Raw genomic sequence first — 15,648 nt, 5'->3', positions numbered from 1 at the left:
GCGAAAGGCCATTATACCCTACGGGTTCAGCGGCGCCGCTTCTTGACCAAGCTTTGCATCTTGTTAAACTGCTTCATCATTTGGCGCATCTCCATAAAGCGCTTGACCAGTTCGTTCACTTCTTCGATCTTGGTGCCGCTGCCCTTTGCCACCCGCTTCTTTCGGCTAAAGTTGAGCGCTTCGGGATGCTTGCGCTCGTACCGGGTCATCGAGAGAACGATCGCTTCCATTCGCTGAAGCTGATTTTCGTCCGGCTCGAACCCTGCCAACTGTTTGCGCATCTGCGAGTAGCCGGGGATCAGTTTGAGGAGCTGGTCGAACGGTCCCATGTTGCGAATCTTCTTCATTTGAGCCAGAAAATCCTCGAAATCGAGCGAGGCGTCTCTTAGTTTCCTTTGCAGGAGCTTCTCTTCCTCAATGTCGCTGTCGGCTTGGGCCTTCTCAATAAGGGTCATGATGTCGCCCATGCCTAAAATGCGGCCCGCCATCCGGTCGGCATGGAACTGCTCCAGCGCATCGGGGCGCTCCCCTATGCCTATAAATCGGATGGGTTTGCCGGTAACCGCTCGCATCGAAAGCGCTGCACCGCCGCGAGCATCGCCGTCCAATTTGGTGATGATGGCGCCATCGATGCCAACCCGTTCATCGAACGCTTTGGCGACATTGACCGCCTCTTGTCCGGTCGTCGCGTCCAGTACAAGGAAGGTCTCGTTCGGTCGCGTCTTGCGCTTGATCTCCTCGGCCTCGGCCATCAGGTCGTCATCGATCTGCAGACGCCCCGCGGTATCGAGAATAATTAGGTCGCAATGGGCAGCCCGCGCCGCTTCGATCGCCGAGGCGGCCGCATCGACCGCCGATCCTCCTTCGACCGAGTGGACCGGGATGTTCAGTTGCTTTCCGAGCGCCTGAAGTTGGGCGACGGCCGCGGGTCTCTTCACGTCGCAGGCGGCCATCAGGGGGCGTTTGCCTTGCGATCTTGCCCACAGCGCCAGCTTAGCCGCGGTCGTGGTCTTGCCGCTGCCTTGAAGGCCGCAAAGCATAAATGTGGTCGGACCGTCCGACGCCCAGTTAATAGGCAGAGGTTCGCCGCCCAACAGTTCGACCAACTCGTCGTGCACGATCTTGACGACCTGTTGGCCCGGCGTCAGGCTCTTGAGCGTCTCTTCGCCGACGGCTTTATCGCGGATGGCAGCGACGAACTGTTTGGCGATCTTGAAGTTGACATCGGCTTCCAAGAGCGCCATGCGCACTTCGTGGAGGGCTTCGTCAACGTCCTTTTCGCTCAATGTGCCGCGACCGCGGAGCTTGTCGAAAACGCTTTGGAGTTTGTCGCTAAGGCTGTCGAACATCGTTGGGCAAGTATACCGCCGGGCGCAGAAGGAGCAGAACGAGCAGCGCGGCCATTGCCCAAACCGGCCAATCGCCCAGGCGCGACGCAAGGGTCGGAGCGTTGAACAGGGGCGCGTTTTGTACTGAAACTTGTGCTACAAATTTCGAAAAGGCCGCTTTCTTGCCGTCTGGATGCCAAAAGCCGCTGACCGCCTGCGGGGCCGAGCGAGCCCAGACTTTGCCCGTTTCCATGGCCCTAAGGGCAGTGAAGGCGGCGTGCTGATCGAGCGCGGGCGTGCGGCCGAACCACGATTCGTTCGATCCGAGCGCAAAGAGCTGAGTGCCCCGGCGCGACATCTCGGCGGCGATCCAGGGGTATGTGCTTTCCATGCAGAGCGGCGCGCCGACCAAAATTCTATGGCCGCTTTGGATCGGTCTCGCTTCGGCGCCAATGAGCAGGTCCCCCCCAACCGCTCCCAACGATTCGGCAAAACCCAGAACCGGCCTGAATGGGATGAACTCGCCAAAAGGCACCGCCCTCACCTTATCATAGAAGTCGATCTCGTAGTTCGGCATGAAGCTGAAAACGGTTCCAAACGAACCCGAATCGGTGCGTCGAGGCGCCCCAAGCATGATAGTGATTTGGAGTCGTTCGGCCATCGATTGGTAGATGTCGAACGCATCGTCGTCGGTCTCGATCGATTCAGGGAAGATGACGAGCTGGGCGCCTTTCGCTGCCGCTTCTTCGATCTGATCGAACAAGATCGCACGAACGGTGTCCTGCTCCGAGTCGTCAAAGTGACGATTAAGTTCAACATTGGGCTGGCAAACCGCAACTTTTAGCGATCCGTCCGGTTGAGGCAGAGAACTTCGAACGCCAAGTCCGAGACCAAACCAAAGCGCGAGCAAGGCAAACGGCAATGGCCAGAAGCGCCTCTTCCAGAACGCCAAAGCGATCGTAGCGTTTAGAAGCGCGATCAGGAACTCCAGACCCCAGGTTCCCATCCATCGAATAGGCAGAGCCAGCAAGGGCAGATCGTGCAGCGCGACTCCAAAGTGTCCCCATACGAAGCCGGTCGGTCCAAGGCCGCGAAGATAATTGACCACTGTCCAGGCCGCTGCAAAGCCGATAGGTATCAGAATCCCTCTCATTCGGACTGCTATCAGGCCAAAGGGCGCCAAGAAAAGGGCCTGAAGACCGATGATCAGCGTCAGACCGACGATCGCTGCAAACCAGCTGTTCGTTTGATCCTTGATTAGATAGGCTATGGGCCAGCCCAAAAAGCACCCGTAAAGGAAGCACCAAAGCCAAGTGGATAAGAAGGCGGTTTTGGCGCGAGCGCCGATCAATTGGCGCCAGAAGATCGCGGGTCCGAACAGAATCGCCCAACCAAGGTCGAGCGGCGCATGGCTGCTGGCCGAGATCAGCGCGCTGACGATCAGCGGCGCGATCATGGTTTGGGCGGTTCGTTCTCGGGCGAAAGCACAACGACTGTCGCTGATGCCCATCCGCCGTTATAGAATGCCGTTACCGTACCTTGGCCCGGCTTCACAGCTGTAAATCGTCCCTTTTGATCGATAAAACCGACCGTCGCTCCCCAAATCGCCTTGTCTGGGATTGTAGGCGAGCCGTCTACCATCAGCTTGAACTCCGCCTGGTCGCCCGATTTTAGGACGATCGATTCGGGGATCAGTTCGGCCTCGTGTCCGTCTGGAATCAGCCGCACCGAATCATCGAACACCAAGATCGAATTGGCAACAGGTCGCTCGGTGCCGTCCGACGGGCTGTTTAGGATCATGTCGAGCGCGACGAAGGTGGTCGAGCCGCCGCCGTCCAGGTTGATCGCGTCCTTGCAGCCCAGACGTTTCATGATCGAAGCGAGTTCGGGGAGGGAAGCGCCCTGGCTCTGAGGCTGTCGGCCATCGACAGTAGCCATGATCAGTTCGCCCTTGTCGGAAACGCCGACTGCCGTGCGCGGGTGGCGGTTTCGCCAGAATGCGGCGTTAAATCCTCCCGCCTCAAAGGTCGCTTGGTCGGCAGGAAATCCGTTGCGCAATATCCAAGGGCCGCCGGCTGCCGCCTCGTAGACTCGGTTCCATTGATTGCTCGGCGCGTCGCTCAGCGCGAATTCCAATGTAACGCGATCGCCGCTCACAAGGTTTGGCGCTGTGCCGACGCTACAAAAGAAGATCGCTCCGCCCGTGCTGGGCAGGGCAACATTGTTGCCCTCGGTCGTCTCTCGCACTATGCCGCGAATTTTCCGACCGGTAGCAATGGGCTTTTGCACGGTCTCCAAGACGATGATCTTGCTCGATGCTTCCGCGTTCCCTCTTCTCGCCCAAGTTCCGCTCCAAAAAACGATCTCGCCAGGCTTGGCCGCCCGGTTTACGCCATGGACGGGTTGTTTCGATCCGTCTGGCAGAGTGAGGGTTGCTTCGAACTTAGGGGCGCCCAGCACGAATTTGCCGTCGGTCGTCCATCCAATGGCGGGCCGGCCCGGGTAGGGTTCGCTCACCAGTTCGCCTTTCACAATGCACAATCCCAACGGATCGCCCGTAAAAGGGAAGAAGTCGGCATTCACAGCAGCCAGCGCTCGATGTCGGCGCGCCGTTCGAGAGGTCGCTTCTCGTCCGCGACTTTCGCCGTCCGAAGAGATAACATCATTGCTCACATGCGCCTGAACGCGCACCGATGGTTTTGGCTGAACGATCAGTGCCGTGGTTATCACGGGCGGTTGCGAGGAGATTTCTTGAACCAACTCTACGTTCGGCGTAAGGCGCTTGCTGATTCGCTCGACCTGGCACCATGCAGCGCCCCAAACTAACAGAAGAACGACGAGCGCTCTCATGCGCTGGTCGCCTCTTCCAAAACTTCCAATTTGCCTGTAGCCGCGTCCAGCCGGGCGAGCGCTCCAAAAGGCAAGGTCAGTGGATCGGCGATATGGCCGAACGGGAAGCCGGTGATCACTGGCTTGCCCAGATCGGCAAAGTAATCTTGCCAAACTTCGTCGGGCGTCAGCGTGTCGTCCCCTTCGCTCACCTTGCTTTCCCAGTTCGTGTCCTCGCTGATCGCTACACCGTTGCAGTCGTCCCATTTGCCTGCAAGTTTCAACTGGTTCACAAAGGCGTCCAGACGATAGGGCGGCTCGTCCACGTCCTCTATTACTACGATAGAGTCCTTAGAATCGATTTCGTAAGACGTACCGACCGACGCTGCCACCAGGCAAAGGCACCCGCCCGTGATCCGACCTTCCGCCACGCCCGGCTGCAACGTCTTGAACGGCGGATCCCAAGTCGGCAAGCAGCCAAGCGGCTGATCGCCCTCGAACGCGCGCCACATCACTTCGTAAGCATGATCGGGAATGTGCCGAGACATGGTGAGCGGCATCGGCGCATAAAAGCCCATCAAACCGGCCTGCTTCAGCATCCAAAGCAAGAGCACCGTGATATCGGAGTAGCCCGCCAACAACTTTCGACTGTCGCGAACCAACTGGGCATTGAGATAAGGAACCAGGCGCGCGGCGCCGTACCCGCCTCGCGAACAGACGATGGCGTCGATCTTCGGGTCGGCAAACATCTTCATCAGGTCGGCGGCGCGGTCTTTGTCCGTGCCGGCCAGATAGGCCCGCTTGTCCAATGCGTGGTCGGCCATCACGATGCGATAGCCGCGCTGATAGAAAGGCTGAAGGCCCTTCTCCAGTTTTTCGGGGTCGATAGGGCTGGAGGGCGAAACGATGCCGATGGTGGCGCCGGGAGCGATGCGTCGGGGTTTAAGAAGGCTCATCGCCCTCGATTCTACCCAGCCCCTACATCAGGTCGGTGGGATCGACATCGACCGTAATCAGTTTTCGCGCCTCGTCGGGCAGCGCGTCGAGGATAGGCGAAAGCGCCTCCCAAGGCTGGGCGTCGGGTTGCAATCGCACCAGCGCATGATAGCGGTAGAGGCCGTCTGCGCGCTCGATGGGCGCCGGCGCGGGGCCGAGCACATCAAGGTTCTCTGACAGATTCTTGGCCGCCGATCGGCAAGCGCGCGACGCTAAGGCTTCCTCGGGCGATTGTGCTACAACTCGAACCAAGCGCGAAAACGGAGGATAGTTGAGCTCGCGCCGATTCTCGATCTCCTGCGCATAAAATGCGTCGTAGTCGTGTTGGGCGGCACAAACGACGGCCGGATGGTCGGGCGCCAGCGCCTGGAAGATCGCCCTTGAGCCGCCTTTTCGTCGTCCTGCGCGACCGGCCGCTTGCATCAACAGTTGAAACGTGCGCTCCGAAGATCGAAAGTCCGGCATATTGAGCGAAGAATCGGCGCTGACCACGCCGACCAGTCCGACGTTGGCCGCGTCCAAGCCTTTCGATATAACTTGAGTGCCGACCAATACGTCCGTTTTTTGCATAAGGAACTTTCGAACGGTCTCCAAATACTCTACAGGGCCGATATCGCCGTCTAGCCGAGCAACCGACGCATTGGGCAGCAGCTCCGAGACCTTTTCCAACAGTTTCTGCGATCCTGCGCCGTGGGTCTTAAGATTTGGGCCGCCGCACGAAGGGCACTGCTTTGGTCTTTCGCTCTTGCGACCGCAGATGTGGCACTTCATCTGCTCGGGCGATCGGTGATAGACCAAAGTCGAGGCGCAATAATCGCATTTAAGCGCATGTCCGCAATCTTGGCAGGCCAAAGCGCGACCGTAACCGCGCCGATTCAGCACCAAAAGCGCCTGCTCGCCTTTGCCTATCGTATCTTTTAGCGCAGCCAACAGTTCGCGGCTTATGAGGCTGCCCTGTCCGCGCATATCGACGATTTCTCCGCTGGGCAGTTCGCCCCCCGCGGCCCGTTCGTCCAATCTCAGCAGGGCCTCCTTATGCTTAAAGAACGATTCGATGGAGGGCGTCGCGCTGCCCAAGACAAGCGTTGCGCCGTGCCTTCTCGCACGGGCCCGCGCCACTTGGATCGCGCTATAGGTTGGACTGTTGCGCTGTTTGTAGCCTGAGTCGTGCTCCTCGTCCACTACGATGAGGCCGATCGTTTCAAACGGCGCAAACACGGCCGAGCGCGGGCCGACCGCGATGGAAACTTCGCCCGTTCGGCACTTGTTCCATTGGCGCAGTCGCTCTTGGCGGGCCAATTGGCTATGGATGGTCGCAACTCGGGGACCAAACCTCTCTCGCACAGCCTCGAACAGTCGGGCGCTCAGGCCGATTTCGGGAGTCAGGACAATAGCGTTTCGTCCTAGCTTCTGCGCCTCGGCAATCGCGCGCAAGTAGACCTCGGTCTTGCCGCTGCCCGTTATGCCGTAGATCAGTCGCTCCGCGTGCTGTCCCGATGCGATCTGTCTTGAAAGATCCGTTACGACAGCTTTCTGGAGAGCGTTGAGCCGGATCGGAGCTTCCTTTGGCTCGATATCGTCGCCCTCCCACCTGGATCGGACGATGCCGGCCTTTTCGAGCCTTATCAACGTGCCATTTCCCGCATCGGCCTCTTCCAACAGTTCGGCCCGCGCCATGCTTTCGCTGGGGCTTACCGCGAGTCGCGCGATAATGCGACCGGTCGGCGCGCCGGTCAAAGGCCGCGAGAGCAACGTTTGGATCTCATCTGGCGTTCCGATCAATTCTATGACGAAGCGCCTGTACTTAACTTCGGAAACTTCCAGTCTTGACTTTCTGATCAGCGATCCGTTGTCGGCCAGCGATCGAATGGCGGGTCGATAGATGCCGGCTGGCAAGAGTTTCTTGATCTCCTCCATCGAAACGGCTCGCCAGGAGGGCCCGATCGCTTCAGCTAGTTTTTGCTGATTTTTACCTTTAATAACGGCATTTTCCTTGATTTTAATATACTCGACAAGTTTGGCCATAGAGATGGGCGGGACCACGGTGTAGAGCGCGGTTCGGAAGGAACAGAAGGTCTCTTGTTGAAGATTGCGCGCCAGTTCGACCAGTTCGGCCGAGACGAACGGAAAGAGGTCGAACGCTGGACGGTCGGTCGTTGCGGGCGGTTCGGCGATCGCGTCGACGATCACGCCCAGCGATGAGCCGGAGCGCAACGGCACATGCGCGACGGCGCCGATTTTCGCCTCGGATTGGAGGCGTTCCGGTACGGCATAGGTCAGTAGGTTTGCGCTCTCGGGGACGCCCGAATCAAAGGCGACGACGATGCGCATTCGTCCGCTTTAGGCCCCCTGTTTCGTCGCCGCCGCCTCTGCCGCCGCTCCTCTTTCTTCGGGCGTTCTATCCGTGCGCGAGATGTAAGTCTCCAAATCTCGCAGATCGGAAAAGTTCAGCCCGATCACGTTTCGCAGTTCGCGCGAGGTCATCTCCGGGTGGGCAATGATCGAGGCTCGTTTCCCCTTGGCTCGCAGGGTCTCGACTACTCGCTCAAAGTTGCCGTCTCCGCTCAAAATGGCGCACACGTCGTAATGGGGCATGGCCAATAGCATATCGATGCTCATGTCTACCGCCAAAGATACCCGTTCCCACGGCGGTTCGTCGATGTACTCGCCGCCGCCTTTCATCGGTCGTGTGCGCAGCACATAGCCCGAATGGAGCAGGTAGTCGTGAAAGGTTATGTCCCGGGTTCTGTTGGCCGGGTCCACCGCCGTATAGTAAGAGGCTTCGGCGACCTTCATACCCAAGTGCGCTCGAAAGTAAGTCAGCAGCTTTCGGAAGTCAATAAACCAGCCCAAACGTTTTTGGGCATAGTACATGTTGGCTCCGTCCACAAATATCGCAACGCGATCCATTATCGCCTCCTGAGCGGGCGCAATGCGCGGCGCTCGTGCGTTGCGGGGCTATCGAACCATTGTGCCGATCCCGTGATCCGTGAAGCACTCGATCAACAGCGAACGGGGGGCGCGTCCGTCAATGATATGCGCGCGCTCTACTCCTCCGTCCAAAGCCGTTAGACAGGCTTCTATTTTGGGAATCATGCCACCCTTGGCATGGCCTTCCGCAACCACTCGCGCCGCTTCGTCGCGGCTAAATTCTGTTATCAAACTGCTCGGATCGTCGGAATCCGCAAGTACTCCGGGCACATCGGTCAGCACGATCAGTTTGGCCGCTCCAATCGCGGCCGCCACGCTGCCTGCCGCGTGGTCTGCATTTAGATTATACGTCTCGCCCGATTCTCCTGCTGCGATCGTGCTTATAACAGGAATATACCCCGAATTCGTCAAGACTTCCAAAAGTCCTGCATCGACGCGCAAAATTTCTCCCACCAATCCCAATTCGGGCGATAGCTGCCGTGCGAGGATCGTAAGGCCGTCCTTTCCGCTCAGACCGACTGCTTTTCCGCCTAATCGCCCGATTTCGCCCACCAATCGCTTGTTCGTCTTGCCCGATAGCACCATCTCGACGATCTCCATCGTCTCGGCATCGGTAACGCGGAGGCCGTTGTGAAAGACGGGCTCCTTGCCCAATTTTTTCATGGCTTCGTTGATCTCTGGCCCGCCGCCGTGCACGACGATCGGCCGGATGCCCACAAACTGCATCAGCACGATGTCTTGCATCACCTTGCCGCAAAGGTCGTCGTCGGTCATGGCGGCGCCGCCATATTTGATCACGATTGCGCGACCGTGCCAGCGCTGTATATAGGGCAAGGCTTGCGCCAGAATTTCGGCCTGAATCTGCGGGTCGGGTATGCTCATGCGACTACGAATCTACCCGAATCCGCCATGATCGATCCCGTTTCCACCTCTGCCGTCAAGCAACTGATCCAGGAGTTTGGGCTAATCCCGTCCAAGAGGCGAGGGCAAAACTTTCTGGTCGACAAGAGCATTCGGAAGCGAATGATCGATCTTTTGGAATTAAACCCGGACGATGCAGCAGTCGAGATCGGACCTGGCTTTGGCGCGTTGACGATCGAACTGGCCGAGCAGTGCCGTACCCTGACTGCGGTCGAGGTCGATACGCGGTTGATGGCCTCGCTACAGCTGAGATTTGAGAGAAAGCCGAACGTCCGATTGATCAGCGCGAGCGTCCTGGACCTCTCGATCGACGATTTGTTGCAAGACGAGCCGGTCGGCAAACTGATCTCGAACGTGCCCTATGTCATCACCTCGCCGCTGATAACCAAGATTCTGAACCATAAAGATCGCTTCTCGACAATTCTTTTGATGATCCAGAAGGAAGTCGCGCAACGGTTGAGCGCGGATGCCGATACGCCCGAGTACGGCTCTCTAAGCCTCTTTGTCCAGTACCACGCGGACGTTAAATACTGTGGGCGGGTGGCTAATCGCGCGTTCTATCCTGTGCCCGAAGTCGATTCGGCCATCGTCAAACTGACGCCTAAAGAGTCGGATCTGTCGCCTAGCGTCGAACGGCGCATGTTCAAACTGATCAAGGCGGCTTTCTCAATGCGGCGCAAGAATCTGCGCAACAATCTAGCGGGCTTGATCGGCGATCCCGATAGGGCCGCGGCTTTTTTGAGATCGCAAGACATTGACCCGGCAAGGCGCGGCGAAACGCTCACCTTGGCCGAATACAAACGCTTGGCCAAGGCCCTCAGCGGCCGGCAATTAAGCCGACCGCCTTACAGTCCGTAAAGCGCCGAAAACTTCGCTTCCATATAATCGATCAAGGGCTGGGGCGAGAGCGGCTTGCCTGTAACATGCTCGACCAACTTTTTGGCGTCGTATCGACAGCCCTGGTTGTGTATCTTTTTGCGAAGCCAATCCAGCAACGGAGAAAACTCGCCCCTGCGATACATCGAATCGAGATCGCCCAGGTCTTCTAATGCCTGGTTGTAGAACATCGCTCCATAGAGATTGCCCAGCGAATAGGTGGGGAAGTAGCCGATCATGCCGCCCGACCAGTGCACGTCTTGCAGCGCGCCTTCCTTGTCGTTCGGCGGCCTGAAGCCCATGTAGGTTTCGAACTTGTCCTTCCAGGCTTCGGCCATGTCTCTTGCCGCGATGTCGCCGCGGATCAAGGCAACTTCCAACTCAAAACGAAGCATGATGTGGAGATTATAGGTAACCTCGTCCGCCTCGACTCGAATAGCGCTCGGCTTGACGGCGTTGACGGCGAACACAAAGTCGTCGAGAGAGACATCGGACAGAGCGGAAAACCTCTGTTGAGCGATTGGGAAAAACTTCTCCCAAAACGGCCGGCTTCGAGCCACCACGTTCTCCCACATTCTCGATTGACTTTCGTGAATGCCCAGAGAAACCGATTCGCCCATCGGCTCGCCAAAGTGATCCTCAAGCAGCCCCATCTCGTAGAGCGCGTGCCCCGTCTCGTGAATGGTGCCAAAGAAACTGGGATTAAACTGATCCTCATAATATCGAGTTGTGATTCGCGTGTCGCCCGGTGTTACGCGGCAAGCAAAGGGATGCACCGTCGGATCGAGCCGACCCGAATCGAAATCGAACCCGAGCGCCGCGGCCGCCTCTCTCGAAAATTGCACTTGATCCTGAACAGGGAAGTGTCTGTTAAGGATTGATGTGTTGGGCTTCTTAGGGGCGTCCTGGATGCGCTGAACAAGTTTGGGCGTGTACTCGCGCAACGGCTGGAAGAGCCGTTCAATCTCCTTCGCCGTCATCCCCGGCTCAAACCGGTCTAACAGCGCGTCGTAAGGCTCGTCCTCGTAACCCAGACACTCGGCAGCCTGTTTGGTCAGGTCGACGATCTGCGACAGCCACGGCTCAAACCGCTTAAAGTCGGACTGCGCTCGCGATTCGGCCCACTCGTCTTCGGCCAACGAAGTAACGCGCGCCATTTCGACCGCTAGCGACTTGGGAATCTTGGTGGCTTGGTCGAACTCTCTGCGCCACCATCGGATATTGACCGCTTCGACCGATGTCGGGTCGGTCGTCAGTTCGCTGCCTTCGCATCGCGCCAGCCAATCGCCCAAACGGGGGTCGGTCTCTTTATCGTGCAGGAACCCGGCCAGCGTCGCCATCTGTTCGGCGCGAAACTTGCTGCCGTTCTTGGGCATCATCACCCGCTGGTCCCAGCCCATCAATGCGCCCATCGAGCCGAACAGCACAGCCTCGCGATGGTGGGTTCTTAGTTGATCATACGCCTCTCGTGCCGTCATGGGGGCAAGTATACCTATCGAGATTCTTCGTAGGTTGCAAAGGCGTTGTGGTTGTGAATCGACTCCACCGATTCGCAATCGATCTTAAAGTAGGCCAATTCCGGTCGCTCGCGCAAAGCCAGCGCCAACTCCCGCACAACATCCTCGACAAAACGAGGATTCTCGTAGGAACCCTCTGTTACGGCGCGTTCGTCCGGCCGCTTCAGAACAGGGAAAACCGGCATGGAGGAGGCTGCGTTGACCAAAGGCAGGTAATCGTCCGGCAAGAGCGGTTCGCCAGATCGGCTTTCCAACTCCAAACGCAAATAAGCCCTTTGATTGTGCGCTCCAAAGTCCGAGATTGCCTTGCTGCAAGGGCACAGCGTCATGGCTGGCAGAGTCAGCACAGTCGTATAGGCCGCGCCGTCGATCGACAACTGGCCGTGCCATTCGACCTCGATGTCGAGCACTGCGAATGCGCCGGTTACAGGCGCCGGCTGAGCCAGAAACCAGTCGAACCGCAAAATCGCCTGCGCTTCGTCGCACTCCTGCCGATCCGCCGCGGTTTGGAGCAGGCCCAATGCGTCCGCTGGACGACGCGGCATCGCCCCCCAGTCGTAAAGGTCCTCGACCAGTCGACTCATGTGCGCTCCACGCCGATCGGCATGAAGCCCAATGGACAGATCGGCAGTCATCACTACCGATTGCTCGTTTCCGGTATTATTCAATAAACGAGCGGGAAACCGTAGGCCTCGGATGCCGACTGCTTGCAGGGCAATGCCCCTAGCGTCCTCGTCCATGGCCACATCGGGCAATCCCGCTGGGTCTTGTCTAGAAATGTCCTTCATTACGCTCACCGATGTAAGATACCCCAGACCCCGCAAGGGCGGCCCTTCGGTCGCATTCATCTCTAAGGAGTTGCATTCATGCGTTCAGAATCGCTCGACTTTTTGATCCGCCTCGTCAATGCCTCTTCGCCTTCGGGCTACGAGGCGCCCGCTTCGTCCCTCTTTGTCGATTACGTTTCGCCCTTTTCCGACGATGTCATGCGCGACGTGATCGGCAACGTCGCCGCCGTTGTCAATCCTGGCGGCTCGCCCCGAATCATGCTCTCCGGCCATGTGGACGAGATCGGCTTTATCGTTCGATATATCTCGGAAGAAGGGTTGATCTTTTTTGGCCCGATCGGTGGCCACGACCCCGTGATCCCGGCCGGTCAGCGCGTTACGATTCGCACTCATCAGGGCCTGATCCCAGGCGTTATCGGCCGCAAACCGATCCATCTGATCGACCCTGACGACCGGGGAAAAGCGCCCAAACTGCACGATCTTTGGGTCGATGTCGGCGCAAAGGACAAGGACGAAGCCGAAAAGTTGGTCAGCCTGGGCGACCCGATCACCTATGCCGATCAGTACGAAGCCCTGCACAATGGACGAGCGGCCGCCAAGAGCTTTGACAACAAAATGGGCGCGTTCATCGTTGCCGAGGCAGCGCGCCTCTTGTCCGAGAATCGGCCGAGGGCTGCCGTCTATGCCGTGGCGACCGTGCAAGAAGAAATCGGACTGTTCGGCGCGGCGACCGGCGCGTTTGGCATCGACCCCCAGGTGGCCGTAGCGACCGACGTTACCCAAGCGGCCGACTACCCCGACATCAGCAAAAAGCGCGTCGGCGACATGAAGCTGGGCGGAGGCCCTGTTATCTGCCGCGGCTCCAAAATCAATCACCAAGTGTTCAAGATGCTGATCGACGCCGCTCAGAAGGAGAACATCCCGTTTCAGATCGAAGTCGCGGGCGGCGGGACGGGTACCGATGCCGACGCGATCCATGCCGCCCGGGCGGGCGTGGCCACCGGATTGGTCTCTGTCGCTCTGCGCTATATGCATACGCCGTGCGAGGTGCTTCAACTGTCCGATGTGGAGCAATCGGCCCAACTGATCGCCGCGTTTTGTAGGACGGTTACCGAGGAAACGGACTTCATCCCAAGATGAACAAGGCCGTGCCGATGCCGTGGCGATGGGCGCTGACCGCTTTGGTCGCGCTGACTATCGGCGTGATGACGACCGTGGGCATCTTTGCCTACCGCCTCTCGCGCACACAGGAGTTTCAATCAGTCCGGCAACAGCGCGCGCTGATCTCACAGTGCGCCGAAGAGGGTATGAAACCAATCTTCGAGGCTATACAGCGGTATCGAGTGCGGCACGACGACTATCCAAAGGCATTGGACGACCTCGTGCCCGATTTTCTCCAAGAGAAAGCGATCAAAAAATGTCCGCTCGATGAGAGCGGCGCAAGGTTCAGTTACGAGTATCAGCCAGGTACAATTTTGTTGCAGTGCGAGCGGCACGCAGTCGGCAATCGCAAAGTCTCTGTAAGCATGGACGCTGACGGCAAAGTCCGCCGAGGGGGAAAGGATGGCAAATAGACGACTGGCTGGAAAAACGTCCTGTTGGCTAGTGGGCGGTTTAGGCTGTCTGGGCGTCGCGATTTTGGGCGTGGTGCTGGCGGCAGTGTTCTTGAAGCCGTTGGCCGAGAAAATGGGCAAGATCGGCGAGGAAGCTGAGAAGTTCCAACCGGTCCATACTTACTTTGTGTCGGTAACGGACGCTATCTCGTCCTATCGAAGCGAACACAACGGCGAGTTTCCTAAGCAGCTGGCCGATCTGGCGCCCAAATACCTGAAGCCTGAAGAACTAAAGCCGATCGAAATTGAGCCGGGCAAGCCCATCAAGATGGTCTATGTTCAACCCAAGCCGACCGATCCAGACGAAACCGTTGTAATTCGATCCGAGCCTGGTATGTCGCTCGATATCAACATCGGATTCGGCGTGGAAGGATTCAGCCAAACGCACATTCTCATCTTCAAGAAAGATGGAAGGCGATACACGCGGGTCGTGCAAGATCAGCCCTTCGAGCAAAGTCGAGGCAAGGTCAAGGGCGCTGTCGATGTCAAACCTTAGCCTTTTTCCAACCGCCGTGGCGGAAGATGGCGATCATCACCAGGCCGGAACAGCCGGACGAGAGCGCCATCGCCCACCATGCGCCGTTCGCTCCCATGCCGAGGGAGTAGGCTAGCAACAGAGTAACCGGAGCCCGCAGAACCAACTGGGTGAACGCCGCGCTCAGCGCCGTCTGTATCGTGTATCCGGCGCCCTGCAATGCGCCCGCTAAGGTCATGCCAAAGGCCAAAAGCGGCTCCGTGATCGCGTTGATGCGCAGGTAATTGGCAGCCAATCGCTTGACCTCGGGATCAGAAGTAAAGTAGCCCGCAAACTGGTCGGCAAAGACGTAGAAGACGACAGCCATCGTCGTCATGACCGCGCATGCCTGCGCGGACGCGATCCAGCCGCTCCTCTCGGCGCGGGTTTCGTCCTTTGCGCCTAAATATTGACCCACCAAAGCCGACGCAGAGATCGCAAAGGCAAACCCCGGCATAAAGGCGATCGATTCCGAGGTCATGCCAATCGGTAGCGCCGCCATAGCGGCCGTGCCTTCCGGCGTGCCTGCTAACAAACGCGCAAAAATCGCGCTGCCGCCCACATAGATCAGACTCCGCATGGATGCGGGAATGCCGATACGAAGAGTGCGCAGCGTCCACTCCTTTTCCGGCATCTCGGGGTCGCCGCATTCGGGAAGCTCCGATTGGCGCAGGAACCACCACTGCAGCACAGCCATCGCCCAAACCGAGATCGCAAACGCCAGTCCCGCGCCGAACATGCCCAAGCGTGGAAAGCCAAGATGACCAAAGATCAGCAACCAAGCAAACAGCACGTGCACGACGTTCATCACGATCATCGCGTACATCGTCGGCTTCGTCTTGCCTAAGCCTCTAAACACGCCGCCGACTATATTGCCCAGGAAGATAGCCGGGGCGCCAAAGAGAGATGCGGCCAAGAACTCCCGCGCATACTTTTCGGGCGCTGGCTCTAACTGGTACCATCCGACCAACAGCGGCAAAGCGACATAGGCTAGCGCGGTGCCGCCTATCGCCAAGAGGCAGGCCAACCCGATCGATTGGCGCGAGGACTTGATCACCTGATCCCACTGCCGAGCGCCGACCATGCGAGCGACGATCGCCGTCGTGCCCATCGAAATCGACATCGCCACGGTTACCATCAAAAAGATCATCTGGCTGCCGGGCGAAGCAGCCGCTAATTGATCGGTGCCCAACATGCCGATGAACTTGCGGTCGATAAAGACGTTGACCGTCTGGAGCGCGGACATCACCATCGCGGGCCATGCGATCTGCCAAATCCGGCTGGAGATCGAGGGCTCGGGCGCGACGGTCATAGGAAGGGTCAGATTATACTCGG

14 protein-coding genes are annotated in these 15,648 nt (G+C 58.4%); 4 read left to right on the top strand and 10 right to left on the bottom strand.

Going from position 1 to position 15,648, the window contains the following annotated elements; translation table 11 throughout:
• Nucleotides 1-26 precede the first annotated feature (26 nt).
• Genes ffh through argB form a run of 7 tightly spaced genes read right to left on the bottom strand, consistent with a single transcriptional unit; the run spans nucleotide 27 to nucleotide 8,966 of the window.
• The gene (gene ffh, locus HUU60_04115; GenBank protein NUL81895.1) at nucleotides 27-1,349 is read right to left on the bottom strand and encodes a signal recognition particle protein; all 1,323 of its coding nucleotides are present in this window, start codon (nucleotides 1,347-1,349) and stop codon (nucleotides 27-29) included.
• Nucleotides 1,333-2,784, bottom strand: a complete 1,452-nt coding sequence (gene lnt / locus HUU60_04110; GenBank protein ID NUL81894.1) for an apolipoprotein N-acyltransferase — start codon at nucleotides 2,782-2,784, stop codon at nucleotides 1,333-1,335. The genes ffh and lnt overlap by 17 nt, the downstream gene beginning before the upstream one ends.
• The gene (locus HUU60_04105; protein ID NUL81893.1) at nucleotides 2,781-4,178 is read right to left on the bottom strand and encodes a phosphodiester glycosidase family protein; all 1,398 of its coding nucleotides are present in this window, start codon (nucleotides 4,176-4,178) and stop codon (nucleotides 2,781-2,783) included. Before HUU60_04105 ends, lnt begins: the two co-directional genes overlap by 4 nt.
• Nucleotides 4,175-5,113 carry an LD-carboxypeptidase gene (locus HUU60_04100; GenBank protein ID NUL81892.1) on the bottom strand — a complete coding sequence of 313 codons (939 nt, stop codon included), beginning with the start codon at nucleotides 5,111-5,113 and terminating at the stop codon, nucleotides 4,175-4,177. The genes HUU60_04105 and HUU60_04100 overlap by 4 nt, the downstream gene beginning before the upstream one ends.
• A gap of 22 nt (nucleotides 5,114-5,135) precedes the next feature.
• Nucleotides 5,136-7,484: a primosomal protein N' gene (gene priA, locus HUU60_04095; GenBank protein ID NUL81891.1), complete on the bottom strand. Its 2,349-nt coding sequence runs from the start codon at nucleotides 7,482-7,484 to the stop codon at nucleotides 5,136-5,138.
• A gap of 9 nt (nucleotides 7,485-7,493) precedes the next feature.
• Nucleotides 7,494-8,063, bottom strand: a complete 570-nt coding sequence (locus HUU60_04090) for an NYN domain-containing protein (protein NUL81890.1) — start codon at nucleotides 8,061-8,063, stop codon at nucleotides 7,494-7,496.
• 48 nt (nucleotides 8,064-8,111) lie between these two features.
• Nucleotides 8,112-8,966, bottom strand: a complete 855-nt coding sequence (gene argB / locus HUU60_04085) for an acetylglutamate kinase (protein ID NUL81889.1) — start codon at nucleotides 8,964-8,966, stop codon at nucleotides 8,112-8,114.
• A gap of 27 nt (nucleotides 8,967-8,993) precedes the next feature.
• Between argB and rsmA the strand changes: the two genes are divergently transcribed.
• The gene (gene rsmA / locus HUU60_04080) at nucleotides 8,994-9,863 is read left to right on the top strand and encodes a 16S rRNA (adenine(1518)-N(6)/adenine(1519)-N(6))-dimethyltransferase RsmA (protein NUL81888.1); all 870 of its coding nucleotides are present in this window, start codon (nucleotides 8,994-8,996) and stop codon (nucleotides 9,861-9,863) included.
• Here rsmA and HUU60_04075 read toward each other — a convergent pair.
• Together HUU60_04075 and HUU60_04070 are read right to left on the bottom strand one after the other, a co-directional pair.
• The gene (locus HUU60_04075; protein NUL81887.1) at nucleotides 9,851-11,359 is read right to left on the bottom strand and encodes a carboxypeptidase M32; all 1,509 of its coding nucleotides are present in this window, start codon (nucleotides 11,357-11,359) and stop codon (nucleotides 9,851-9,853) included. The genes rsmA and HUU60_04075 overlap by 13 nt on opposite strands.
• A gap of 14 nt (nucleotides 11,360-11,373) precedes the next feature.
• Nucleotides 11,374-12,195 carry a GTP cyclohydrolase I FolE2 gene (locus HUU60_04070; GenBank protein NUL81886.1) on the bottom strand — a complete coding sequence of 274 codons (822 nt, stop codon included), beginning with the start codon at nucleotides 12,193-12,195 and terminating at the stop codon, nucleotides 11,374-11,376.
• A 69-nt stretch (nucleotides 12,196-12,264) separates the two neighbouring features.
• Between HUU60_04070 and HUU60_04065 the strand changes: the two genes are divergently transcribed.
• From HUU60_04065 to HUU60_04055, 3 genes are read left to right on the top strand one after another with little or no spacing between them, the layout of a single operon-like run.
• Nucleotides 12,265-13,326, top strand: a complete 1,062-nt coding sequence (locus HUU60_04065; protein NUL81885.1) for a M42 family metallopeptidase — start codon at nucleotides 12,265-12,267, stop codon at nucleotides 13,324-13,326.
• Nucleotides 13,323-13,760: a hypothetical protein gene (locus HUU60_04060; protein NUL81884.1), complete on the top strand. Its 438-nt coding sequence runs from the start codon at nucleotides 13,323-13,325 to the stop codon at nucleotides 13,758-13,760. The genes HUU60_04065 and HUU60_04060 overlap by 4 nt, the downstream gene beginning before the upstream one ends.
• Entirely contained in the window at nucleotides 13,750-14,295 is a 546-nt protein-coding gene (locus tag HUU60_04055) for a hypothetical protein (protein NUL81883.1), read from the top strand. The genes HUU60_04060 and HUU60_04055 overlap by 11 nt, the downstream gene beginning before the upstream one ends.
• Here HUU60_04055 and HUU60_04050 read toward each other — a convergent pair.
• The gene (locus HUU60_04050; protein ID NUL81882.1) at nucleotides 14,285-15,625 is read right to left on the bottom strand and encodes an MATE family efflux transporter; all 1,341 of its coding nucleotides are present in this window, start codon (nucleotides 15,623-15,625) and stop codon (nucleotides 14,285-14,287) included. The two genes, HUU60_04055 and HUU60_04050, sit on opposite strands and share 11 nt — an antisense overlap.
• Nucleotides 15,626-15,648: the final 23 nt, after the last annotated feature.

It is taken from the genome of Armatimonadota bacterium (assembly GCA_013359125.1).
GTDB lineage: Bacteria > Armatimonadota > Fimbriimonadia > Fimbriimonadales > GBS-DC > JABWCR01.
The sequence above is the reverse complement of the archived record's forward strand: the minus strand, read 5'-3'. Positions and strand labels throughout refer to the sequence as shown.

Coding starts and splice junctions, on each gene's coding strand:
- ffh (NUL81895.1), bottom strand. CDS start 1,349: ATGTTCGACAGCCTTAGCGACAAACTCCAAAGCGTTTTCGACAAGCTC.
- lnt (NUL81894.1), bottom strand. CDS start 2,784: ATGATCGCGCCGCTGATCGTCAGCGCGCTGATCTCGGCCAGCAGCCAT.
- HUU60_04105 (NUL81893.1), bottom strand. CDS start 4,178: ATGAGAGCGCTCGTCGTTCTTCTGTTAGTTTGGGGCGCTGCATGGTGC.
- HUU60_04100 (NUL81892.1), bottom strand. CDS start 5,113: ATGAGCCTTCTTAAACCCCGACGCATCGCTCCCGGCGCCACCATCGGC.
- priA (NUL81891.1), bottom strand. CDS start 7,484: ATGCGCATCGTCGTCGCCTTTGATTCGGGCGTCCCCGAGAGCGCAAAC.
- HUU60_04090 (NUL81890.1), bottom strand. CDS start 8,063: ATGGATCGCGTTGCGATATTTGTGGACGGAGCCAACATGTACTATGCC.
- argB (NUL81889.1), bottom strand. CDS start 8,966: ATGAGCATACCCGACCCGCAGATTCAGGCCGAAATTCTGGCGCAAGCC.
- rsmA (NUL81888.1), top strand. CDS start 8,994: ATGATCGATCCCGTTTCCACCTCTGCCGTCAAGCAACTGATCCAGGAG.
- HUU60_04075 (NUL81887.1), bottom strand. CDS start 11,359: ATGACGGCACGAGAGGCGTATGATCAACTAAGAACCCACCATCGCGAG.
- HUU60_04065 (NUL81885.1), top strand. CDS start 12,265: ATGCGTTCAGAATCGCTCGACTTTTTGATCCGCCTCGTCAATGCCTCT.
- HUU60_04060 (NUL81884.1), top strand. CDS start 13,323: ATGAACAAGGCCGTGCCGATGCCGTGGCGATGGGCGCTGACCGCTTTG.
- HUU60_04055 (NUL81883.1), top strand. CDS start 13,750: ATGGCAAATAGACGACTGGCTGGAAAAACGTCCTGTTGGCTAGTGGGC.
- HUU60_04050 (NUL81882.1), bottom strand. CDS start 15,625: ATGACCGTCGCGCCCGAGCCCTCGATCTCCAGCCGGATTTGGCAGATC.